Annotated in this window: 21 protein-coding genes, 1 pseudogene and 1 other annotated feature; of the genes and pseudogenes, 17 read left to right on the top strand and 5 right to left on the bottom strand. The window is 30.4% G+C overall.

Translation table 11 applies throughout. From position 1 onward, the window contains the following. Positions 1 to 4: 4 nt before the first annotated feature. On the bottom strand, positions 5 to 418 hold the full coding sequence (locus tag LGK97_RS08145; protein ID WP_226259261.1) for a hypothetical protein: 414 nt from the start codon (positions 416 to 418) through the stop codon (positions 5 to 7). 177 nt (positions 419 to 595) lie between these two features. Further along, entirely contained in the window at positions 596 to 1,162 is a 567-nt protein-coding gene (locus tag LGK97_RS08140; protein ID WP_226259260.1) for a hemerythrin domain-containing protein, read from the bottom strand. Between the two features lie 470 nt (positions 1,163 to 1,632). On the opposite strand from LGK97_RS08140, the gene LGK97_RS08135 reads away from it, so the two are divergent. The 7 genes from LGK97_RS08135 to LGK97_RS08105 all read left to right on the top strand — a co-directional run bounded on the left by LGK97_RS08135 (position 1,633) and on the right by LGK97_RS08105 (position 10,413). Then, complete coding sequence (locus LGK97_RS08135) at positions 1,633 to 2,529, top strand: DMT family transporter (RefSeq protein ID WP_226259259.1); 897 nt, start codon at positions 1,633 to 1,635, stop codon at positions 2,527 to 2,529. Between the two features lie 506 nt (positions 2,530 to 3,035). Then, on the top strand, positions 3,036 to 3,827 hold the full coding sequence (locus LGK97_RS08130) for a CsxC family protein (protein ID WP_226259258.1): 792 nt from the start codon (positions 3,036 to 3,038) through the stop codon (positions 3,825 to 3,827). Positions 3,828 to 4,127: 300 nt separating this feature from the next. Continuing rightward, positions 4,128 to 4,937: a CsxC family protein gene (locus LGK97_RS08125; RefSeq protein ID WP_413228425.1), complete on the top strand. Its 810-nt coding sequence runs from the start codon at positions 4,128 to 4,130 to the stop codon at positions 4,935 to 4,937. A gap of 148 nt (positions 4,938 to 5,085) precedes the next feature. Beyond that, the gene (locus tag LGK97_RS08120) at positions 5,086 to 6,837 is read left to right on the top strand and encodes a CsxC family protein (protein ID WP_226259257.1); all 1,752 of its coding nucleotides are present in this window, start codon (positions 5,086 to 5,088) and stop codon (positions 6,835 to 6,837) included. 211 nt (positions 6,838 to 7,048) lie between these two features. Further along, positions 7,049 to 7,366 carry an ATP-dependent Clp protease adaptor ClpS gene (locus LGK97_RS08115; protein ID WP_226259256.1) on the top strand — a complete coding sequence of 106 codons (318 nt, stop codon included), beginning with the start codon at positions 7,049 to 7,051 and terminating at the stop codon, positions 7,364 to 7,366. A 2-nt stretch (positions 7,367 to 7,368) separates the two neighbouring features. After that, positions 7,369 to 9,684: an ATP-dependent Clp protease ATP-binding subunit ClpA gene (clpA, locus tag LGK97_RS08110; RefSeq protein ID WP_226259255.1), complete on the top strand. Its 2,316-nt coding sequence runs from the start codon at positions 7,369 to 7,371 to the stop codon at positions 9,682 to 9,684. A 153-nt stretch (positions 9,685 to 9,837) separates the two neighbouring features. After that, positions 9,838 to 10,413: a phosphatase PAP2 family protein gene (locus LGK97_RS08105; RefSeq protein WP_226259254.1), complete on the top strand. Its 576-nt coding sequence runs from the start codon at positions 9,838 to 9,840 to the stop codon at positions 10,411 to 10,413. A gap of 118 nt (positions 10,414 to 10,531) precedes the next feature. On the opposite strand, the gene LGK97_RS08100 is transcribed toward LGK97_RS08105, so the two are convergent. Beyond that, entirely contained in the window at positions 10,532 to 10,900 is a 369-nt protein-coding gene (locus tag LGK97_RS08100) for a VOC family protein (RefSeq protein ID WP_226259253.1), read from the bottom strand. A 208-nt stretch (positions 10,901 to 11,108) separates the two neighbouring features. On the opposite strand from LGK97_RS08100, the gene LGK97_RS08095 reads away from it, so the two are divergent. From LGK97_RS08095 to LGK97_RS08085, 3 genes are all read left to right on the top strand, one after another. Beyond that, positions 11,109 to 11,864 carry an MBL fold metallo-hydrolase gene (locus LGK97_RS08095; RefSeq protein WP_226259252.1) on the top strand — a complete coding sequence of 252 codons (756 nt, stop codon included), beginning with the start codon at positions 11,109 to 11,111 and terminating at the stop codon, positions 11,862 to 11,864. A gap of 260 nt (positions 11,865 to 12,124) precedes the next feature. Beyond that, positions 12,125 to 12,988 (top strand): YitT family protein, encoded by an 864-nt coding sequence (locus LGK97_RS08090; protein ID WP_226259251.1) that lies wholly within the window; start codon positions 12,125 to 12,127, stop codon positions 12,986 to 12,988. A gap of 77 nt (positions 12,989 to 13,065) precedes the next feature. Then, the gene (locus LGK97_RS08085; RefSeq protein WP_226259250.1) at positions 13,066 to 13,302 is read left to right on the top strand and encodes a hypothetical protein; all 237 of its coding nucleotides are present in this window, start codon (positions 13,066 to 13,068) and stop codon (positions 13,300 to 13,302) included. Between the two features lie 154 nt (positions 13,303 to 13,456). On the opposite strand, the gene LGK97_RS08080 is transcribed toward LGK97_RS08085, so the two are convergent. Further along, positions 13,457 to 14,335 (bottom strand): SDR family oxidoreductase, encoded by an 879-nt coding sequence (locus tag LGK97_RS08080; RefSeq protein ID WP_226259249.1) that lies wholly within the window; start codon positions 14,333 to 14,335, stop codon positions 13,457 to 13,459. A 292-nt stretch (positions 14,336 to 14,627) separates the two neighbouring features. Beyond that, positions 14,628 to 14,881, top strand: a binding site (T-box leader). 66 nt (positions 14,882 to 14,947) lie between these two features. On the opposite strand from LGK97_RS08080, the gene asnS reads away from it, so the two are divergent. Beyond that, positions 14,948 to 16,339: an asparagine--tRNA ligase gene (asnS, locus tag LGK97_RS08075; protein WP_226259248.1), complete on the top strand. Its 1,392-nt coding sequence runs from the start codon at positions 14,948 to 14,950 to the stop codon at positions 16,337 to 16,339. Positions 16,340 to 16,473: 134 nt separating this feature from the next. Then, positions 16,474 to 17,325 carry a YitT family protein gene (locus LGK97_RS08070; RefSeq protein ID WP_226259247.1) on the top strand — a complete coding sequence of 284 codons (852 nt, stop codon included), beginning with the start codon at positions 16,474 to 16,476 and terminating at the stop codon, positions 17,323 to 17,325. Between the two features lie 64 nt (positions 17,326 to 17,389). Here LGK97_RS08070 and LGK97_RS08065 read toward each other — a convergent pair whose 3' ends face one another. Beyond that, a complete protein-coding gene (locus LGK97_RS08065) occupies positions 17,390 to 17,560 on the bottom strand; it encodes a 4Fe-4S binding protein (protein WP_226259246.1) in 171 nt (56 codons plus the stop codon). Between the two features lie 516 nt (positions 17,561 to 18,076). Between LGK97_RS08065 and LGK97_RS08060 the strand changes: the two genes are divergently transcribed. The 5 genes and pseudogenes from LGK97_RS08060 to LGK97_RS08040 all read left to right on the top strand — a co-directional run. Then, positions 18,077 to 19,066 carry a PstS family phosphate ABC transporter substrate-binding protein gene (locus LGK97_RS08060; RefSeq protein ID WP_226259245.1) on the top strand — a complete coding sequence of 330 codons (990 nt, stop codon included), beginning with the start codon at positions 18,077 to 18,079 and terminating at the stop codon, positions 19,064 to 19,066. A gap of 52 nt (positions 19,067 to 19,118) precedes the next feature. After that, positions 19,119 to 19,487 carry a hypothetical protein gene (locus LGK97_RS08055; RefSeq protein ID WP_226259244.1) on the top strand — a complete coding sequence of 123 codons (369 nt, stop codon included), beginning with the start codon at positions 19,119 to 19,121 and terminating at the stop codon, positions 19,485 to 19,487. Between the two features lie 261 nt (positions 19,488 to 19,748). Further along, positions 19,749 to 21,095: an RNA-guided endonuclease IscB gene (gene iscB / locus LGK97_RS08050; protein WP_226259243.1), complete on the top strand. Its 1,347-nt coding sequence runs from the start codon at positions 19,749 to 19,751 to the stop codon at positions 21,093 to 21,095. Then, positions 21,095 to 21,496: an IS200/IS605 family transposase gene (tnpA, locus tag LGK97_RS08045; protein ID WP_226259242.1), complete on the top strand. Its 402-nt coding sequence runs from the start codon at positions 21,095 to 21,097 to the stop codon at positions 21,494 to 21,496. The genes iscB and tnpA overlap by 1 nt, the downstream gene beginning before the upstream one ends. 62 nt (positions 21,497 to 21,558) lie before the next feature. Beyond that, positions 21,559 to 21,876 (top strand): annotated as a pseudogene (locus LGK97_RS08040) (adenosine deaminase); the annotation flags it as partial. Positions 21,877 to 21,890 lie beyond the last annotated feature (14 nt).

Genomic DNA, 21,890 nt, shown 5'->3' with positions numbered 1-21,890 from the left:
AAGCTTATTCATATAGCCCAAATCCAGTTATAACCAGTAAGTCCCAATCGGATTCTTCGTCTTTTACCCAATTGTATTCTATGGCTAGTTGTTTTAACCAAGCATTAAGGCCACTGCTTTTCTTGCTTACATTTGGTGCTTGACGTCCAAATCGGTCCTTTATTATTTCAAGTAATTCTAACTGCTCATCTTGTGCAAGTGGCGTATCTAGCATTTCGTCTATAACTTCACAACATAGCTCATAGCATTTTTTATCATCAGTATATAATTCATCTGCTAGTATTTGTCTTTTCTTGTTTAAGGTATCTCGCACAGAATTAATTTCTTCTAAGTTTGATAAGTATTTCTTAGCTATGTTCATAGCCGCAATCTCATTATCTATTTTAATTATTGCTCTTTCTAATTTTGCATTTCTCATTTTAATCTTCTCACCTTACATTTTTTATTTAGTCATTGATTGAGGTATCTTTTACTTATTATTTAGATACTCAATGACAATATATTAATTATAGCATTAAATTTACTATGATACAAAACTTAGCTTATATTAGAAGTAAATAGGGAAGTAGTACTACCTTCACTTACTTATTAAAAATTATTTACAAGAATCTACATAGATTATCTCTAATTCTCTTAGTAACTTCACATATTTATCTTGAAGATTAGCTTTTGTTGCTTCAATTTCTACGTTATTGCATTGTAGATCTATTTCCGCTAGTTGATCTTTACTTAAACTTCTTTGTGCAAAGGTATAAATGGCAGTGTTCTCTTTGTCAATGTGTCTATTTAGAAGGTCAGCGTAACCAATAGCATTGGCAATTATATCTACTCTAGAATCATCATCGCCAGCTTGGAACTTATTTAAGGCTGCTTCTAGGTTTCCTATAAAAAGTCTGCCTAAATCATGTTCAGTAAGCATTCCCATAATTGGTCCTTTAGCTATTCGCTCTCCTAAAACATCACTCATTGTTTTAAAAAGAATAAGTTCTTCCTTGCTATGATGATGTTTATCAGCATAGTTACGTATAAAATCTACAATTTTATTAAAATCATTATAATCTACATTTTCATTGTTTAGCACCTTAATAGAAAGACTTCGCACTACGGCTAGCATTCTTTTTATAAGTTTATGTTCTTCAACCATTAATTCTATTGCGTTCATAATAGATCACTCCTCATAGTTGTATTGTATACATATCAATTGTTAATTAATATGGTTCTTGTAAATTTTTAATTTATGAAATAAGGTTTTTTTATTCATAAATTACTTTTGGTATAATAACTATCTTAATCAAAATCATAACTTTGTATACATAAAAATAAATGATAATCATTATTAATTAATAATATACCATATAAATTTATGTAAGTAAATAAAAAAATGAAAAACCTATATTTTAAGACCTCAAAAACTTTATGACAGAGGTAGAGCGGTGCTCGCTTTTAGTACTAAGAAAATATATTTCGTATATCGAAAGAAATATAGTGAAGTTTAAAATAAAATATGATATTCTTAAATTATAGCTCATGAATTTAACATATTTTATAGCAAATAAAGTTATAAACAATACATATGGAGGTATAAGAATAATTCTAATGCTTAGACTAAAATAACGGCTTGGGAGGCTATATATGATTGACTTAAATATAGGACAAGTAGCGGCACTAATTACCGCTATCTGTTGGACACTAACCCCTATTGCATTTGAAGCAGCTGGGAAAAGAGTAGGATCACTATCAGTAAATTTTATAAGACTTATTATAGCATTTTTACTAATAGGGATATTCACCTTCTTTACGAGAGGTATGTTTTTACCACTAGACGCATCAGGCTCCACATGGATGTGGTTAAGTATTTCTGGAGTTATAGGATTTGTTTTAGGAGACTTATTTTTATTTGAAGCCTATGTACTAATAGGTTCACGAATAGCCCTATTAATAATGGCTGTGGTTCCGCCTATAACGGCATTAGTTGGATTCTTTGTTTTGGGTGAAAAACTTACTGCTTTAGATTTACTAGGTATGTTTGTAACTATGGGTGGTATCAGTCTGGTTATATTGGTAAAAGGATCCAAGGAGAAAAAGGTTAAGTTATCTCATCCTATAAAGGGAATCACTTATGCATTTATAGGTGCTATAGGACAATCTGTAGGTACGGTTTTTAGTAAGCTAGGAATGGGGGATTATAATGCCTTCGCGGCCACTCAAATTCGAATTATAGCAGCTACAGTTGGTTTTATAATAATAATTACTTTAAGGAAAAATTGGAGCAATTTAGCTCTAGCATTAAAAGATTTTAAAGCTATTAAATACATTACAGTAGGGGCATTTTTGGGACCATTTATAGGGGTATCTTTATCCTTATTATCTGTCCAATATATTTCTACGGGAGTATCCTCAACGATTTCTTCAATTTCACGTATTTTAATCATTCCAATTTCTATAATTGTATTTAAAGAAAAGGTAACTGCAAAAGAGATACTAGGAGCAGCTATAACCATAGCTGGGGTTGCACTTCTGGTTATCTAAAGCATCTTATCTTTTCGTGCAAGTTTTAAATGCCTAATAGATACACATTAAGGAAGTAATTTGATAGTATTATAAAACAGTAAAAACCCCAAGTTGCCCTGGGGTTTTTACTGTTTTAAAGAGCTTTTAGAGAATATGGTTTAGCATAATTGAGTGAATTGAAAAGCGAAGTTTATTTATTAGGAGAGTGAAATAAAGTTCACTTAACATTTAATATTTTTGCCACATTATTTTTATTTAAACACAAATACATAACTTTTTTAAAAACATCATTTGCGCAATCTATTAATATATTTTTATTTTGTGATTTATTCTTATGTAACAGAAAATCATACACTGTAATATTATATACTACAAAGATTACATTTTAAATATTATATTTTGCCTTGTAAGTAAATGTATCTTCAATAGTTAATAAAAGGCAGAATACTATAGGCTTGTTAGAATCTTTGTATGCAAAATTTCCTTATGTCAATTCCCTTAAATAGAAGGAGGATAATATTATAATGAATATTAATTATAAATCAAATCAAGATAATAATGCTTTCACTGCAGCTTGTGCTATAGAAGCTCAAGGTTGTGCAAATGTTGCTACCCAAATTCAATCAATAACTGAACAGCTTGATGTAGCACCTGCTGTTATTCCTGCTGGAGCTGTAGTAGTTAAGGTTCCAGTTGTTATAGCAGAGACAAATATAACAATCCCTGTTGAAGCTACTATCACATTAGACCAAGTAGCTATGGAGATTAAACGTATCAAGAAAAATGTATATTTAACTCAATCTCGTCTTATTCCATTTTCTCAAGACGGCCGTGGAAACACTGGGATATTATTCATAGCAGGTTTTATTAGAAAGAATATTGAATATGCAACCCAAAGTTGTCCAGTAGGTATAAGTGCAAACGTATGTGGAGATATAAGGCACTGTACAGTTGAAGTTCCTTTTAATTTTACAACTAGAGTTAATTTCCTTAGAGGACCTGTTTTTGAAGAAAATACTACTCCAAGTGAACTAGAATTCTTTACAGATAAACTTCAGGGCTGTGACACTTGTGCAGATCCAGTTATTGGACGTAATCCTTGTGATCAAAGTTTCTTTTTCACAGAAATTTTCAATGAAAAACCTTTTGTTGAATTAGTAAGAGCAGATATTACTGAAATTGATATTCACACAAATCCATCTTCAAACTGCCTAAACCCAACAGAACAAAAATTCACAAAACTTACTGAAAAAATAATAGTAAATTTAACTCTAAAAGTGTTACAAAATCAACAAGTGAGAGTTACCGCAATATAAGCCATCTTCAGCATCATTTCACAGAATAGTTGCAAGTGAAAATTTAATTGAAGATTAAGTTTTATACTATAAATAAGGGGATAGCTTTAAGTTATCCCCTCTTTAATTATTACCCTTTTTCAGTAACACAAAAACATAAATTTTAATATTATATAGTATAAATACCACGCTAAATTTTACATTCCATATAATAATTTCACAAGTTTTCAATAGTAAATGACTGAATGTAATAGATTTAATAGGATATTTACACAATCCACTGATTATATTAGGTTAGATAAAAAGGAGGATACTATTATTATGAACACTGATCATAACTCAAGTCAAGAAATTGAAATGTACATTGATAATGTCCCTAGCACTGTAGGTGGATGCAAAGAAGATAAGCATTGTGCAACCGTTAAAACTCAAGCTGAATCAATAACTGAACAAGTTAATGTTACCCCTACTGTTATTACTCCAGGACCTGTAGTAGTGAAAATTCCAGTTGTCATAGCAGAAACAAATATAACAATTCCCGTGGAAGCTACTATAACATTAGACAAAAATGCCATAGAGATTAAACGTATTAAGAAGAATGTGTTTTTAACTCAATCTCGTATTATTCCATTTTCTCAAGGTAATCATGACTGTACTGGAGTATTATTCATTTCAGGTTTTATTAGAAAGAATATTGAATATGCAACTGAAACTTGTTCGTCAGGTAAAAGTGGAAATGTATGTGGAGATATAAGACACTGTACGGTTCAAGTTCCTTTTAATTTTTCTACTAGGGTTACTTTCCTTAGGACCCCTATTTTTAACGAGAATACTACTCCAAGTGAGTTAGAGTTCTTTACAGATAAACTTGAAGGTTGCGATGAATGTACAGATCCAGTAATTGGACGTAATTCTTGTGATCAAAGCTTCTTTTTTACAGAATTCTTTAATGAAAAACCTTATGTTGAACTTGTCAGAGCAGATATTACTGAGGTTGATATTCACACAAATCCAAATTCCTGTTGCCAAGAAGCTACAGAGCAAACTTTTTCACAACTTACTGAAAAAGTGATAGTAAACTTAACATTAAAAGTATTACAAAAACAACAGGTAAAGCTTGGAGCAATTTAATTAACTAATAGATATTCTATAGGTCCAAAGCTTACTAACAGTGGGTTTGGGCCTATTTTAGAACTAGATAAATATTGAATTATGGGGACAAGGTGACAATGATCTTTAGGAACCTCAATCTATAACAATTTTAATAGGGGGAGAAATTATGTGTAGTAGACACCATCCAAGGGTATATGATAAGAATGGCAATAAAAAAGAAGATGATGGGGGATTCAATAATATAGATTGTGTTAAGCTAGAAGATACAATGAAAGAAAATTATAATAAAGAACATGAGGATGTCCAAAATAAAAAGATGCATAAAAAGGAACATCATAAAAAGCATCATAAAAACCATAGAGAGGATAATCATCAAAAGAAAACACACAGTGATAATCATCATAAAAACCATGATGATTATAATCTACATAAGAGAAAACACGTGGAGAAACACCTTGAAAAGGATCATAATGAAATTGAGCTTGAGAAAAACAGAAATAGGAATATTTACTTGAAAAACTGGCTTGTTAATTTTTTAAAAGCCTATAGTGGGGATTTCAATAATAATTTCTTCTTAGAAAGGAAACGAAAACCTAAAGAAACTAATTTATTCAAACAGGATAGCTTAAAAGGTAACCCAAAGCGAGAAAATGAATATTCTATCAATGATAATCCTTTAGAAGTTAATATGGGGAGCGATTTGGAAGTTAATATAGAAGAGGAAAACTATAATTTATGTAAGAATCATGAGCTAAAAAATAAGCAACATGACGATTTTGAAGATTTAAATGAAGAAGATTCTCTAAAAAAAATGGATAATAATATTATAAAAGGGGACTGCTCAAAAGAAAATTATGATAACATTGAAGATGAGGACTATCTAAAGGAAGATGGTGAAAATATCAAAGAGGGAGATTTTCCAAAGGAAAGTCAAGATGATTTTAAAGAAGACTGTACAAAAGAAAATTATGATAGTACTGAAGAGGAAGACTATTCAGAGGAAAGTATTGGAAATATACAAGAGGGAGATTTCGTAAATGAAAGCTATGATAATTCTGAGGGAGACTACCTAAAAGAAGGCTATGATAATGTTGAATATGAAGGCTATCTAGAAGAAAGTTATAACAATACTAAAGAAGATTTACCTAAAGAAATCTATAAAGAACAAGTTGATGAGTATACAATTATTAATTGTAAAACAGAGGTGATTTCTGAAACCTTACCCACATGCCACAATGTTCCTTATAACTCTGAAGTAACTGTAGGTCCTGTAATAGCAAAGGTGCCAGTGGTATTAATAGAATGCACAGTGGAAATTGCTGTGGAGTCATCTCTTAAGTTGGAAGATGCTATTTTAGAAATCAAAAATATAAAAAAAAACGTATATTTAAGCCAGTGCCAACTTATTCAAAGTTCGGAGGATTATAATTCAAATACTGGCATGATATTTCTAGATGGATTTATCAAAAGTGACATAGAATACACCACAAAGGTCCATAATCATGAAGGTGGTCTGTATGGAGAGGTTAAATATGTTACAGTTAAAGTTCCGTTTAAGTGTACAACTGTAGCTATGTTTAAAACTTACCCCCAGTTTAGGCATAGCACCAACCAAGATAAAATGAAAATATTAGAAACTAGTATTAAAGTTTACGATGATTGTGGAGGAGAAATAACGGGTAGGGATATGAGGGAACAAAGTTTTAAAATCCTTGAAGTTTTTAATGAAAAGGTATTTTGTGAATTAATTAGTGCCGAAATTATAGAGTCTAGCATTCTTGAAAACCCAATAGACGAAGAATGTAAAATAACATTACAGCAGGGATTTCATCATATTGCTGAAAAAGTGGTACTATTACTAACAATAAAGTTGTTACAAAATCAAAATGTGGAAATTTCAAAAAAAGATGAGAAGTAAATGTTAATATGAAATAAAGGGAAACATAAGAATAAATCTTATATTCCCTTTTTAAGTTGAAATAATATAACAAAATGCAGTAATATATAAATAAGTAGGATATAATAGTCTTAAAGTAAGATATAGCAAATAAAATAAGCTAGTACAGTGACTAGTTATTTTTTTATATACCTAAAGATAAACTTTAATTAAGACAGAGAGGTTGGGAGTTATGTCTAATCAAAATGCCTTTAGCGAGGAAATTAGTATTAAAGAAAAGACAGAAATTAAAATGAAGATGCCAAACAAGTATAAAGTCATTATTCATAATGATGACTATACAAGTATGGAATTTGTTGTGCAGGTTTTGGTTGGAGTTTTTAAAAAACAGGTTGTGGAAGCCACAAAGGTTATGTTTGATGTCCATAAAAAAGGTAGTGGAATTGCAGGAATATACAGCTACGACCTAGCTGTAACAAAAGTTGATCAAACAATGGAGATGTGCGAAGAAAGTGGATTTCCATTAAAATTAACATTAGAAGAGGAGTAGTTATGCAATTAGATAATATATTAAATGAGATTATTACTGCAGCTTATAATGAAGCTCAAATGTCCAATCATGAATACTTTACCCCAGAACACATTCTATATGCTTCTTTATTTTTTGAAGAAGGAATTGACATAATAGAAAGCAGTGGTGGTAACGTTAATAGACTTAAAAAACAGATAATTAAATTTTTAAAAGAAAATATAGACATTGTGGAAGATACAGAGCCAATTCAAACCGTTGGAATTCAAACAATATTATCAACAGCTGCAGATCACGTTATGTTGTCAGGAAAAGATTTAGTTAAAATTGGTGACGTTATTGTAGCAATGTATGATGATGAAGAAAGCTTTGCTTCTTATTTTTTACGAAAACAGCAAATAAAGAGGAGAGATCTTCTTAACTATATAGCTCATGGCATATCTGTGGTAGATACTTTTGAATTTCTTGGTACTACAAGTAATGAGGAAGATGAAGAATTTTACTTTCAGGATGATGATCAAGATGAAGAAGATGGTATGGAATATGACTTTGAAGATGAGGTATACAATCCTAAGGGTGAAGAAAACTTTTTAAGTAACTTTACTGTGGAGTTAACGGGGAAAGCTAGCAGAGGAGAAATGGATCCGCTTATTGGAAGGAAGGATGTTTTGCAAAGGACTCTGCAAGTGTTATGCAGAAGACTTAAAAATAATCCGGTACATGTCGGGGAACCAGGGGTAGGGAAAACTGCCATCACAGAAGGTATTGCACAATTAATAGTAGAAAATAGAGTGCCAAAGTTATTGCAAGGAAGTAAGATATACTATTTGGATATGGGTTCTCTTCTCGCAGGTACAAAGTATAGAGGGGATTTTGAAGACCGCATTAAAAAAGTATTAAGAGAAATAAGTAAAGAAGAAAAGGCTATAGTGTACATTGATGAAATACATACAATAGTTGGAGCAGGTGCGGTTTCGGGAGGGTCTATGGATGCTTCTAATATTTTAAAACCTTTTCTTGCAGATGGGAAGATAAGGTTTATTGGCTCAACTACTTATGATGAATATAAAAAACATTTTGAAAAAGATAGTGCACTAGCAAGAAGATTTCAAAAGATTGAAGTGCCAGAGCCTTCAATTGAGGATACTTTTGATATTCTAATGGGACTAAAAGATAAATATGAAGATTACCATAAGGTTACATATAAAGAAGAGGCTTTAAGGTCAGCAGCGGAACTATCAAGTAAATATATTAAAGATAGATTCCTTCCGGATAAAGCTATAGATATTATGGATGAAGCAGGGGCGTATGCAAGGCTCTATGCTAAGGAAGATGAGGAGAGTATTACCATTACTGTAGATGCAGTGGGTAAGATAGTTGCAGAAATTGCAAAAATTCCAGAGCAAAATGTATCAATAAATGAAGTAGATACGCTAAAAAATCTAGATCTTAATTTAAAGAAAAAGGTTTTTGGGCAAAGTGAGGCCATAGAGACTTTAGTAAAATCTATAAAGAGATCAAGAGCAGGTTTTAATGAAGAAGAAAAACCAATAGCCTCCCTCCTTTTTGTTGGACCTACGGGAGTTGGAAAGACGGAGGTGAGTAAGCAGTTATCAAAAGTATTGTCTATTCCAATTGTTAGGTTTGATATGAGTGAATACCAAGAAAAACATACTGTGGCTAGACTTATTGGATCTCCACCAGGATATGTAGGCTATGAAGAGGGTGGGCTATTAATTGATGCCATGAAAAAGAATCCTCATTGTGTGCTACTTCTAGATGAAATTGAAAAAGCTCATCCTGATATACTAAATGTGTTATTGCAGGTTATGGACTATGCAACACTTACAGGTAATACTGGTAAAAAAGCAGACTTTAGAAATGTGATTTTAATAATGACTTCTAACGCAGGAGCGCGTGAGGCTAGCAAGAATGTAATTGGGTTTGGAGACAGAGTAGGTTCAGGAGCTGCAATTATCAAAGAAGTTGAACGAGTATTCTCACCAGAATTTAGAAATAGATTGGACAATATAGTTGTATTTAATAAAATGGATGAAGCCATGGCTCTGCAAATAGCAAAGAAGGCAATGAAACAGTTTGAAGAAAAACTTCTGTCTAAAAATATAAGATTAAAGGTTACAGACAAGTTATATGAATGGTTAAGTAAGAAAGGTTTTTCAGAAACTTACGGTGCTAGAGAAATCAATAGGGTAGTTCAACAGGACATAAAGACTTACTTTGTAGATGAAGTATTGTTTGGGGAACTGTCTAGGGGTGGTAGCGCAGTGGTTGATATTGTGGAAGATAAACCTAAGATTAAAATAGAGAGACAACATTAGTACGGTTTTATAGTGTTTTTTCATGTATTCTAATTTGGATTATTAGAAAAGGGTTTACTAAAGTAGTAAATCTTTTTTTTGCGTTTTAATCTAATTTTAATCTTATCAATAGATAATAGAGACATGATGATATAACGAGAGGGGAAAAAGGAAATGAATATGGAACTTTTTAGATTAATAAATAATTTAGCAAATAAGAATATAGCTTTAGATTGGATGATGGTTTTCTTTTCAAAATATGTACCCTATCTATTTATGGCTGTTATTGTAATATTATTTATTATGGGAATTGTAAAAAAGAATTCTGATTATAGAAAAGTTGCTGTTAATACTTTTGTCATTACAGTAATTAATTTAATTCTAAGCTTTATCATTGGAGGGATATATTATGTGGATAGACCCTTTATTCATAATAAAGTGAATTTATTATTTCCACATGTAACAGATGCATCTCTGCCAAGTGACCACGCTACAGGAACAATGAGTATTGCATTAGGGATTAAAAAATATAATAATCTATTTAGTATAATATTAACTATATTATCAATTATTGTAGGCTTTTCAAGGGTGTACGTGGGACATCATTATCCTATGGATGTTATAGGAGCATATGTAATTGTTTTTGCAACAAGTTATATTTATAATTTAAAATTAAGAAATAAGATTGATAATTTATATGAAATTATAGAAAAGAAAATAAAAACAAGTTTTGGATTTGAAAAAGTATAAAAAGAAGAACGGTAAACCATCACCTATACTAATACAAGATTAAGGACTTCAGAAGGAGAACAACCTTCTGAAGTTCTTAGAATTTATCTCGTATTTTCAAAACATGAGGTGAATTTAATTATCTTTTTGGAATAATCTCTATCCAGTATCCATCAGGGTCCATTATGAAATATATTCCCATTGGCTTATTTTCATAGCATATGCAGTTCATCTCTTTATGATGTTTGTATGCCTCGTCAAAATTATCAGCAACTACAGCAAGGTGAAATTCATTTTCGCCTAAATCATAGGCATTAGTTCTATCCCTCATCCAAGTGAGTTCTAACTTATGATTAGTAGTCTCATCACCTAAAAATACAAGGATGAAACTATCGTCTGAAGCATATTTTCTTCTTGCTTCTACAAAGCCTAGAGCATCCTTATAAAACTTAATGCTTTTTTCTAAATCCAATACATTTATATTATTATGATCGAAAGAAAATTTCATTTAATATAAACACCTCCAAATAATTTGATATATTACATATACTATATCATAATTATACACTTACTGGAGTTCATTCTGATACCTTATATTGATTTCCACCATTTATTTTTTCAAGGGTTGAGGATATTTTTAATATAATTATCTTGATATTTTAGTCTGAATATATGGTATTATTTTAATATGAGATCAATATGAAGGGGTGATAGTTATGAATGAAATACAAGCTAAAATATATTATATATACCATAGTGGATTTGCAATTAAGACTAAAAATCATTTTTTAATATTTGACTACTATAAGGAACCTATACAAAATAACAAAACAAATGTAAGCCATGAAAGTAAACAGCGGGAAAGTGTATTATCGCCTGAAAATATCAAAGATATGAAAAATATTATTGTGTTTTCAACACATAGCCATGGAGATCACTTTAATCCTAATATTTTTAATTGGGAGAATTATAACAGTGATGTACAATACATACTTAGTAGTGACATAGAAGCAGATAAAGATAAATGTAATTATAGTTTTATAGAAGAAGGCGAGGAAAAATCATATAAGGATGTCCATGTAAAAGCTTATGGCTCAACTGATATTGGAATATCTTTCTTAGTGAAAGTAGATGGATTAACTATTTTTCATGCTGGGGATCTTAATTGGTGGCATTGGAAGGAAGATAGTCTAGAGGAACAATTAGTTGCGCAGGAAGCATTTAAGGCTCAGATAGAAAGGCTAAAAGAAGAAAAAATTATTGATATAGCGTTTTTTCCTGTAGATCCAAGGCTAGAAGAATCTTATTATATAGGCGGAGAGTATTTTGCCAGAGAAATTCATCCTAAAATGATTATACCTATGCATTTTGGAGATGCTACTTATATTACTAAAGAGTTTAAAAGTAGAATGGAAAAGATCAACATAAAGGCAGTTGAAATAAATTATCCAGGGCAAGAAATAATATATTAAAAATATTTTTAATAAATAGGAATAAACATAATGGTTTATGTCAATCATTTATATAAACCCAATAAAAAAGCATCACAATCAATATTTTTAGTCCCCCTAATTAATATTGATTGCGGTGCTTTTTCTTGGGTGATTTTTTATAAAGATATTTGCAACAGAAGTAAAATTAATTAATAAAATTACTTTTATGTTTACATAGCATTATAATTGTGGTAGTTTAATTGAGGGCAAAATAGAAAATAGAAAGTAGGATGCAACAAATGAGAAAAGAAACCAGAAAAGAAAACATTTTGAATTATATTTTTATTATTATTGGAACTACAATATTAGCAGCAGGAATAAATATGTTTTTCGCAAAAATCAAATTAGTAACTGGTGGGTTATCAGGCCTTGCTATTGTTATAGAGTATGTTACAGAAAAGCAATATGGGAAAGGTATACCTTTGTGGTTTACTAATATTGTAGTAAACATACCACTACTTGCAATTGCTGCAAAGCTTAAAGGAAAAGAGTTCGTAGGTAAATCGCTCTTTGCGTCGGCTTATTTATCTTTTGCATTGTTTTATACAAGCTATATACCATCCCCAGAAGTAGATTTTTTGTTAGCAAGTATATTTGGTGGGGTATTAGTTGGGACAGGATTAGGATTTGTACTAAGGGCATCTGCTAGCACTGGAGGTACTGATTTAGCTGCAAATATTATAAAAGTTTATTTGAAAAATATACCAATAGCGAAAATCATATTAGCAATGGATTCAACAATAATACTAATAGGTGCATTTGTATTTGGAATTGAAAAAGCAATGTATGCCCTAATAGCCATATATATAGTTACTAAGGTTATAGATAGTATACTTGAAGGAATAAATTTCTCAAAAGGAGTATTTATTATCTCAGATCACTCTAAGCAAATAGCAGAAGCATTAATGAAGGACCTAAAAAGAGGTGTTACAGGAATAAATGGAACAGGAATGTATACAAAGGGCGAAAAACAAGTTCTATTTGTTGTTGTTGGTAAAAATCAAATAGTATCTCTTCAAAAAATAGTTAAAGACATAGATAGTAATTCATTTATTACCATAACTGATGTAAGAGAAGTATTCGGAGAAGGATTTACAGAATAATTAATTAGGAAAGATTTTCAAAGCATATTTTGAAATGGATCTGCACAGACTATCTTTAGAAAGGAAGTGATTATACCATGAATGATAAATTAAACGACAAACCCGTTACATTTGAGCACCCAGAAAAACTCACAAAGGGAGTCACTTTAAAGGAAGGTAATATCACAGCAAAAGCTTTCATTAGCGAGGAAGATGGATGTGTAAAATCTAACATTGTCATTGAAAACAAAATTACTGGAAATGTATCAAAGAAAGATGCAGTTATCGGGAATATAGATGAAGATGTGGATGAAGAAGAAATAGAAGAATATTAATTATTTTGAGTATATATACCTATAGTATAAACATGTTAAAGTGTTTATATTATAGGTATTTTTTATATAAAATTTCAGCACCTCAGGTGATGATTTAATAGCTTTTGGATTTCAGTGAAATTATCATGAGCTTCATGTGTATCGTATTTAAGAATTATGATATAAATAAAAAGTCTTTTATACAACGAGCTATGGCTTCTTCGGTTTTAGAAAAAAATATACCATGTTGTTTAAGTTTATCATTACATATTCTTAAATCTCTACTTTTTAGATTATACCTTTCTGTATCTTCCAGTAAAACTTCATTAATCCTATGACTAAGACCCATTTTATTAAGTACTATCGTGCCTATGTCATAAGTGCTTAAATCATTTTCACTTCCTGTGTTATATATACCGCTTGGAAGATTAAGAATTTTATCAAAATTATCTATCAAATCATAAACATAGGTTATTCCTCTGTATTCATGTGATGGAAGCTTTAATATTTCATTTTTAAGAGCTGCTGATAATACATTACAAATAATATTTGCATTTGTTTTTTTGCTTTTCTCGGGAAGAGTAAAAAGCCAAGTAAGTCTTAAAATACAGGCATTATTAAGTATTTCTGTTATCTTATTTTCAGCTTCGAGCTTATGGTTACTATATACAGTGTTAGAAGTAGCAATGCAATTTTCATTATAAGGGCCAATTTCAGTATTTCCGTTATATACTTGATCAGAACTAAGATAAATAAGTTTTGAATTTGAAATTGAACATGCTTTGGCTATATTTATAGAACCACGAACATTAACATCAAAAGATAAATATGGGTTTGTTTCACATATACCTGTATCTGAAATTGCGGCTGCATGAATTAAGTAATCAGGATTATACTTTTCAACAATTTCAATGGTTTTATTCTCATTTGTTATATCTAAATCGTTATGGCCAAAACTTATAATGTTATATTTTGATTTATAAGAATCAATAAATCGAGAAGCAAAAAAGCCATTTGCGCCAGTAATTAATATAGTCTTCCTAATTTTAAACACTTCCTTTCTAAAGTAGCATAAAAAATGATACATTTATCATTTTTGAAACTACATATCTACTATTATCTACAATTAATAAACACATAATAATGTTTTTAATATAGCACAAGATATATTATATAGAAAGTATATTTCTTGGTAATTAAACTAAAACTTAAGGGAAAGATAAGAAATATAAAATATGAAGGTGAAAGAAATTAAAAAGTGTTTGACAATTATTAATATGAATACTATAATTGTAAGTAGAATATAAAAATAATCGGCTAATCTGCTAATTATTTTAGTTTTAAATTTAAAGACTGTGAAGAGAAGAGTAAATATAAAAAGTAGTCCTAGCGAGTTGGTGGTGGTGAAAGACCAATACGAAGTTTATATTGAAGAACGTCTCAGAGTTTCTAACCGAAATCCGTAAGGTAGTAGGCTTAGACGGGTCCAATCCGTTAAATTTTGGGCAGTATCGGATTTATAATTCTGTACTGATTAGAGTTGGTCATATATTATGACAAATTGGGTGGTACCGCGAAATTTTAACCTTTCGTCCCTTTATTTTATTAAGGGATGGAAGGTTTTTTGTTATTACAAAAATTATTAAATTATAAGGAGGGCAATTTTATGGAAAAATTGTTAGTAAAACAAATTTATAGAGAAACAGAAAAATATTCAGATCAAACAATATCTATCTCAGGATGGATAAGAACTTTAAGATCTTCTAAAGCTTTTGGGTTTATAGAAATTAATGATGGGAGTTTCTTTAAAAATATTCAAGTAGTTTTTGAGGAAGACTTAGAAAACTTTGCGGAAATTGCTAAATTACCTATAAGCTCTTCTTTGACTATAGAAGGTAAATTACTTGTAACACCAGGTGCTAAGCAACCATTTGAACTTAAAGCAACTAAAATAATTTTAGAGGGGATGTCACATGTTGACTATCCATTGCAAAAGAAAAGACATTCTTTTGAATTTTTAAGAACTATAGCTCATCTTAGACCAAGAAGCAATGCTTTCTCTGCTGTGTTTAGAGTGCGTTCATTAACTGCTTTTGCTATCCATGAGTTTTTTCAAAAGAGAGGATTTGTATACACACATACACCAATAATTACTGGAAGTGATTGTGAAGGTGCAGGTGAAATGTTCAAAATATCAACTCTTGATTTGAACAATATCCCTAAGGATGAAAACCAAAAAATTGATTTCTCAAAGGATTTCTTTGGTAAAGAAACTAGCTTAACTGTTAGTGGTCAGCTAGCTGGAGAGGCTTATGCTTTGGCTTTTAGAAATATTTATACTTTTGGACCAACCTTTAGAGCAGAAAACTCTAACACAGCAAGACATGCGGCAGAGTTCTGGATGATCGAGCCTGAAATATCTTTTGCAGATTTAAAAGATAATATGAAACTCGCAGAAGATATGATGAAATACATTATAAAATATGTTATGGAAAATGCTCCAGAAGAAATGGAGTTTTTCAATAGTTTTGTAGATAAGGGTTTAATTGAAAGATTAACTGGCGTGGTAAATGCAGAATTTGGTCAAGTGACTTACACTGAGGCTGTAGATATTCTACAAAAATCAGGAAAAGAGTTCCAATATCCAGTAACTTGGGGTTGTGATCTTCAAACTGAGCATGAAAGATATTTAACAGAAGAAGTATTCAATAAACCATTATTTGTAACAGACTATCCAAAGGAAATAAAATCTTTCTATATGAGAGTAAATGATGACGATAAGACAGTTGCAGCTATGGACTTACTTGTTCCTGGAGTTGGAGAAATCATTGGTGGAAGTCAAAGAGAAGAAAGAATAGACGTATTAGAGGCTAGAATGGAAGAGTGTGGTCTTAATAAAGAAGATTACTGGTGGTATTTAGAGCTAAGAAAATACGGCGGAACTAAGCATGCTGGTTTTGGATTAGGATTTGAAAGAGCTATAATGTATATCACAGGAATGAGTAATATTAGAGACGTTATTCCTTTTCCAAGAACAACTGGATCTGCTGAGTTTTAAAATTAAAGATAGTGTCAAAAAGGGTTCTGCGAAGCGCAGGGTCCTTTTTGAATGAAAAATAACAATTGCAGCATGGCGGATGATGATTTAATTCATTCTCTTATGGACAAAATGCAAATAAGGAGGAAAGAAACATGAAAAAGATCATTAAAGAATACATCATGATAACTATTGGATTAGCACTAGTAGCAGCAGGATTTTACTTTTTCTTAGTACCAAATAACTTAGCAGTGGGTGGAGTTAGTGGTCTTGCTATGATTATAAATCATTATATACCTACATTTACTATTGGTATTATAATGCTGGTATTAAATGTGATTTTGTTTATCATAGGGTTTATATTTATAGGATCAAGTTTTGGAATTAAGACTATTTACTCTAGTTTTGGATTAGCTGGTATGGTATGGGTATTTGAGAAGATTTGGCCTATGAGTAGTAGTATAACAAATGATTTATTCCTAGAATTAATATTTGGTATACTGATTGCAGCAGTTGGACTTGGTATGGTGTTTAATCAAAATGCATCCACAGGAGGAACTGATATAATAGCTAAAATTCTAAATAAATATTTTCACTTAGACATAGGTAAAGCTTTACTTGCAGCTGACTTTTTTGTAACTATCTTGGCAGGTGTAGCATATGGGCCTAAGATTGGAATGTATGCATTAATTGGAGTTATTATGAATGGATTTATTATAGATGCAGTTATTGCAGGAATGAATGTGGTTAAAAAAGTTGAAGTGGTTAGCTCAAAAGGAGAAGAAATAAAGAAGTATATTATTGAAGATCTAAACCGAGGTGCCACATTATATAGTGCTAAAGGCGCATATACTAATGAGGATAAAGAGGTTATAACCACGGTTTTAGGTAAAAAACAGTTCATAAAATTAAGAAATTATATAAAAGAAATTGATAAAAAAGCATTTGTAACAACATACAACGTACATGAAACCCTTGGAGAAGGATTCACAGACATAGCAGAGTAAAAAATATACAAGCCACTGACGAAAGTCAGTGGCTTGTACACTAATTATAGAAAATATGTTCTAATTAAGCTTCAACTGGAGCGCCTACAGGACAAACGCTTGCACAAGCACCACAATCGATACAAGTATCAGCATCAATTATAAATTGAGAATCTCCTTGGCTTATAGCATTAACTGGACATTCAGGCTCACAAGCTCCACAGTTTATACATGTATCAAGAATTTTGTATGACATATAAATAACCTCCTTTACTAAGTAATTCACGTACATAATATCATAATTGAACTAATAAATAAAGTATCTTTTTTAATTTTATTTTTTAAGTATAAAAATAAAAACCATAGATTTTTAATCTATGGAAAATTAGGTGACAATTATAAAATAGAGGTATCTAAATTATAGAAGCATAAAAGTAAAGTATTAAATGAACTGAGTTAAATTATCGTTACAGCTAAAAACTAGATTTAAAACAGTTCATTTAATACACATGGTAGTTAGTAACTTTTAGCTGTATCTATATTAAAGATGAGCTCATCTAACTAGCTTCTAGTTAATAACTATCAATAATATTATATGTCAGTATGTAAGAAAATATTCAATATAAAATAAATATTTAATAAGTTAATTACAATTTCATTATCTGAGAATAACTGTTAATATAAAAATCCTTATGTTAAAATATACTAAAATAGTATTTATATTTATTGTTTTGCATCATACATATTATTATAATTATTAAGGGGGATTAAAATGAGAAAGAAAAACTCTATTTTAATAATTGTTATGACTATATTTACACTTATGATTGCTACAAGCTGTTTAGGAAAGACACCTACTAAGGAGAATCAAAGTGATGGTAATGAAAAAAAACCAACTAAAGCATCTGATGTTGTAGTATCCATAGATGTTACCCCAGAAAATTATCCCCGTATTGATGGTTCAACATCAACATTAAGACTTGTACAGGAAATATACAAGGAAGTGTTTAAATATGTAGGGTGTGAGCAGTCTGATTTGCCACAGAAAGCATCGAAAACTGTGCCCTCATATGAAAAATTAATTTCAAACCAAGTAGATATGATATTTGTACCATATGCATCACAAGAAGTACTTGATAAAGCACATAAAGCTGGAGTTGAGCTTGAATTTCACCCAGTTTCAATAGAAGCACTTATATTTATAACAGCTAAGGATAATTCCACACAAAATATTAGTAAGCAGCAAGTAGAAAAAATATATATTGATTATGGTATAAATAATTGGAAAGAGCTTGGAGGTCCTGACAAAGAGTTAATACCTTTATGCAGAAATGCAGACAGTGGAAGTCAATCACAGATGGATAATTTAGTGCTTATGGGTAAACCTATGAATGAAAAAATTAAGAATAACTTTGTTGAACTTACCATGGATGGACTTTTAGAGCAGGCTGAATTTTATCAAAATGTTTCTAAGAGTGATTGTTTTGGACTGGGGTATACATTATATTATTATCTACAAAACATGGGTAATGTAACAGGTATTGATAAAGCATTAAAGATTCTTAGTTATGAAGGTATTGTTGCAACCCCGGAAACCATAGCAGACGGTAGTTATCCATTAGCAACAAGATATTATGCCGTGGTGCGATCAGATTTGCCAAAAGAACATTCTGCACGTAGTTTAATTCATTGGCTTAGTAGCAAATATGGTAGTGAATGCATTAATAAAAGTGGATTGACACCTTTAAGTAAAGTTAATTAAGTTACCCAGATAGAGAAAGATAATATGTCTATGAATTAAGGAGAATAATTGTATGAATAAAATAGAAGATACATTATTTAAAGAAGGATTAATGGAAGAAGACCTACTGAAATTAAGGAAAGCACCTAAGGTGGAGGCTCATAATCATTGCGGACTCGGCATGAGATTTTCAACTTTTAATAAATGGGCAGGTGGAATGGTTAATGAACCACCTAAAAGGATATCCACCGAAGATTTAAACACAATGTTAATACCTTGTATAGATAGTGGAGTATTTAAGTCCATAGATTTATATGGGGATGAAGCCATGGAGAACTTTGAAAGATTCAAAGAGTATTACAAATACGCAAAACAGAAAGGCCTTAAGCTTAAGGCTCATGCTGGAGAGTTTCAAGGAGCTGAAAATGTCAACAACCACTAGCCTAAAGGCGTAGTGGCTTGTAGTAGAAATATCACAAGCCAAGTTGAATAGCCTAAGTATTAACTTACTACGTTATATAAGAATATATATTTACCCATGGATACTTCTCTAGTCTGTGGCTCTAAGCTTTAATATTAAACATCTCTGAGGGTAGGAGAAGTGTATTAAAGATACAAAACCTTATATAACATTGGCGAAGAGAGCTTACCTTAATATAGCAATATATTAGGAGTTTAAATTATCTGAAAGGATGTGTAATTAATGGTATATGTAATTAGTATTGATGGGAAACCATTAATGCCAACATCAAATGCTAAAGCAAGAATATTATTAAGAGAAAACAAAGCAAACGTTAAAGAATTGAAACCTTTCACTATTCAATTAAATTATAAAACTGAAACCGAATATACGGAGGAAATCATTTTAGGTATAGATTCAGGATATAATAATGTTGGTTTTAGTGCTATAACAAGCAATAAAGAATTAATTGTAGGAGAATTAAAACTACTACAAGGTATGAAAGAAAGATTATTAGATAAAGCAAGGTATAGAAAAATAAGAAGACAAAGATTAAGATATAGAAAACCTAGATGGAATAATAGAACTAAGTCAAAACCCAAAGGTTGGTTAGCCCATTCACTACAACATAAATTGGATAGTCACATTAAATTTATTGATTATTTATACTCTGTTTTACCAATAACAAAATGTATTGTTGAAGTTGCTAATTTTGATATTCAAAAAATGAATAATGACTCTATCAGTGGAGTTGAATATCAACAAGGTGATATGATGGGATTTTGGAATCTTAGAGAATATATTCTTCATAGAGACAATCATAAATGTCAAAATCCTAACTGCAAGAATAAAGACAAAGAACAAATACTAGAAATACATCACATTAAATATAAAAGTTTAGGTGGTGTGGATAATAAAAATAATTTAATAACTCTATGCAATAAGTGCCACACATCTCCAAATCATAAAAAAGGAAAATTCTTATATGATTGGTGTATGGAAGGTAAGAAAGTTAGAGGATTTAAAGATGCTACATTTATGAGTATGGTTAGATGGTATTTAATTAATCAACTTAAAGAAAATCATTCCAATGTTTATTCAACTTATGGGTATATAACTAAAAATTATAGGATAGAAAATAAGATAGAAAAAACTCATTACAATGATGCATTTGCTATAGCTAAAGGAATGAGCCAAATTAGAAATACAAAAATACATGAGGTTAAACAATCAAGAAGAAATAATAGAAGTTTAGAAATGTTTTATGACGCTAAATATATTGATATAAGAACTGGTGAAAAAGTTAGTGGTGGAGATTTAAATAATGGTAGAAGAACAAGAAATAAGAATTTAAACTCTGAAAATTTACATCAATACAGAGGACAAAAATTATCAAAAGGACAAAGAAGGATAAGAAAAGTTAGATATTTCTATCAACCTAATGATTTAGTTAAATATGAAGGCAAGGTGTATAGTGTTAGAGGAACACAAAATGGTGGTGCTTATATAAGATTAAATGAAATAAAGAAAGTGCCTAGAGTAGACTTATTAATACCCTACAAATTTAACAAAGGAATAGTGTGGATCTAATGGATTATATAAGTCAAAATCATTCAAAACATTTAATAATGGCACATTTAATATTTTCAGTTAAATACAGAAAGAAATTGTTAATCAAATATGGCAATGAAATTAAGAAAATATTATATGATATTTCAGAAGAAAAAGATTTGAATATAATTGAGATGGAAGTAGATAAAGACCATATTCATATTTTGGTTCAATATCCACCAACAAGATCAATATTAGATGTAGTGAGATTGTTCAAAAAAATGTCTACTTATAGAATATGGAGACAAAATAGTAATCATATTTATTTAAAGAAGCAATTTTGGTACGAGAATACATTTTGGGGAGATGGTTATTTTGCTTGTAGTATAGGTCAAGTATCAAAGGAGACAATTGAAAAATATATACAAAATCAAGGATAGAACGGTATTCATCCACTACCCTAAAGGTATAGTGGATGAATACCTAATTCGTTGTAAAAAGGGCTATAGAAATACTGGAGGTAGATGAGATTCAACATGGTATAGGGGCAGCTTCTAGCCAGTATGTAATGGATCTTATAAAAGAAAGAAATATTAGATTGAACATTTGTCCAAGTAGTAACTATATATTAGGAGCGATTAAGGATATGGCAAATTATCCTGCTAAAAAGTTATTTGACAAAGGGATACCTATTACAATAAATACAGATGATTTATTATTATTTAATAGTGGAGTGTCACAGGAATATTTATATTTATATAAGTTAGGGATATTTAATGAAGATGAATTAAATGAGATAAGGAAGAGTTCATTGGCCTAAGGCTATTAAAAAGT

The organism is Clostridium sp. CS001, assembly GCF_020443565.1.
Lineage (GTDB): Bacteria > Bacillota > Clostridia > Clostridiales > Clostridiaceae > Clostridium_AD.
The sequence above is the reverse complement of the archived record's forward strand: the minus strand, read 5'-3'. Positions and strand labels throughout refer to the sequence as shown.

Coding starts and splice junctions, on each gene's coding strand:
- LGK97_RS08145 (WP_226259261.1), bottom strand. CDS start 418: ATGAGAAATGCAAAATTAGAAAGAGCAATAATTAAAATAGATAATGAG.
- LGK97_RS08140 (WP_226259260.1), bottom strand. CDS start 1,162: ATGAACGCAATAGAATTAATGGTTGAAGAACATAAACTTATAAAAAGA.
- LGK97_RS08135 (WP_226259259.1), top strand. CDS start 1,633: ATGATTGACTTAAATATAGGACAAGTAGCGGCACTAATTACCGCTATC.
- LGK97_RS08130 (WP_226259258.1), top strand. CDS start 3,036: ATGAATATTAATTATAAATCAAATCAAGATAATAATGCTTTCACTGCA.
- LGK97_RS08125 (WP_413228425.1), top strand. CDS start 4,128: ATGAACACTGATCATAACTCAAGTCAAGAAATTGAAATGTACATTGAT.
- LGK97_RS08120 (WP_226259257.1), top strand. CDS start 5,086: ATGTGTAGTAGACACCATCCAAGGGTATATGATAAGAATGGCAATAAA.
- LGK97_RS08115 (WP_226259256.1), top strand. CDS start 7,049: ATGTCTAATCAAAATGCCTTTAGCGAGGAAATTAGTATTAAAGAAAAG.
- clpA (WP_226259255.1), top strand. CDS start 7,369: ATGCAATTAGATAATATATTAAATGAGATTATTACTGCAGCTTATAAT.
- LGK97_RS08105 (WP_226259254.1), top strand. CDS start 9,838: ATGAATATGGAACTTTTTAGATTAATAAATAATTTAGCAAATAAGAAT.
- LGK97_RS08100 (WP_226259253.1), bottom strand. CDS start 10,900: ATGAAATTTTCTTTCGATCATAATAATATAAATGTATTGGATTTAGAA.
- LGK97_RS08095 (WP_226259252.1), top strand. CDS start 11,109: ATGAATGAAATACAAGCTAAAATATATTATATATACCATAGTGGATTT.
- LGK97_RS08090 (WP_226259251.1), top strand. CDS start 12,125: ATGAGAAAAGAAACCAGAAAAGAAAACATTTTGAATTATATTTTTATT.
- LGK97_RS08085 (WP_226259250.1), top strand. CDS start 13,066: ATGAATGATAAATTAAACGACAAACCCGTTACATTTGAGCACCCAGAA.
- asnS (WP_226259248.1), top strand. CDS start 14,948: ATGGAAAAATTGTTAGTAAAACAAATTTATAGAGAAACAGAAAAATAT.
- LGK97_RS08070 (WP_226259247.1), top strand. CDS start 16,474: ATGAAAAAGATCATTAAAGAATACATCATGATAACTATTGGATTAGCA.
- LGK97_RS08065 (WP_226259246.1), bottom strand. CDS start 17,560: ATGTCATACAAAATTCTTGATACATGTATAAACTGTGGAGCTTGTGAG.
- LGK97_RS08060 (WP_226259245.1), top strand. CDS start 18,077: ATGAGAAAGAAAAACTCTATTTTAATAATTGTTATGACTATATTTACA.
- LGK97_RS08055 (WP_226259244.1), top strand. CDS start 19,119: ATGAATAAAATAGAAGATACATTATTTAAAGAAGGATTAATGGAAGAA.
- iscB (WP_226259243.1), top strand. CDS start 19,749: ATGGTATATGTAATTAGTATTGATGGGAAACCATTAATGCCAACATCA.
- tnpA (WP_226259242.1), top strand. CDS start 21,095: ATGGATTATATAAGTCAAAATCATTCAAAACATTTAATAATGGCACAT.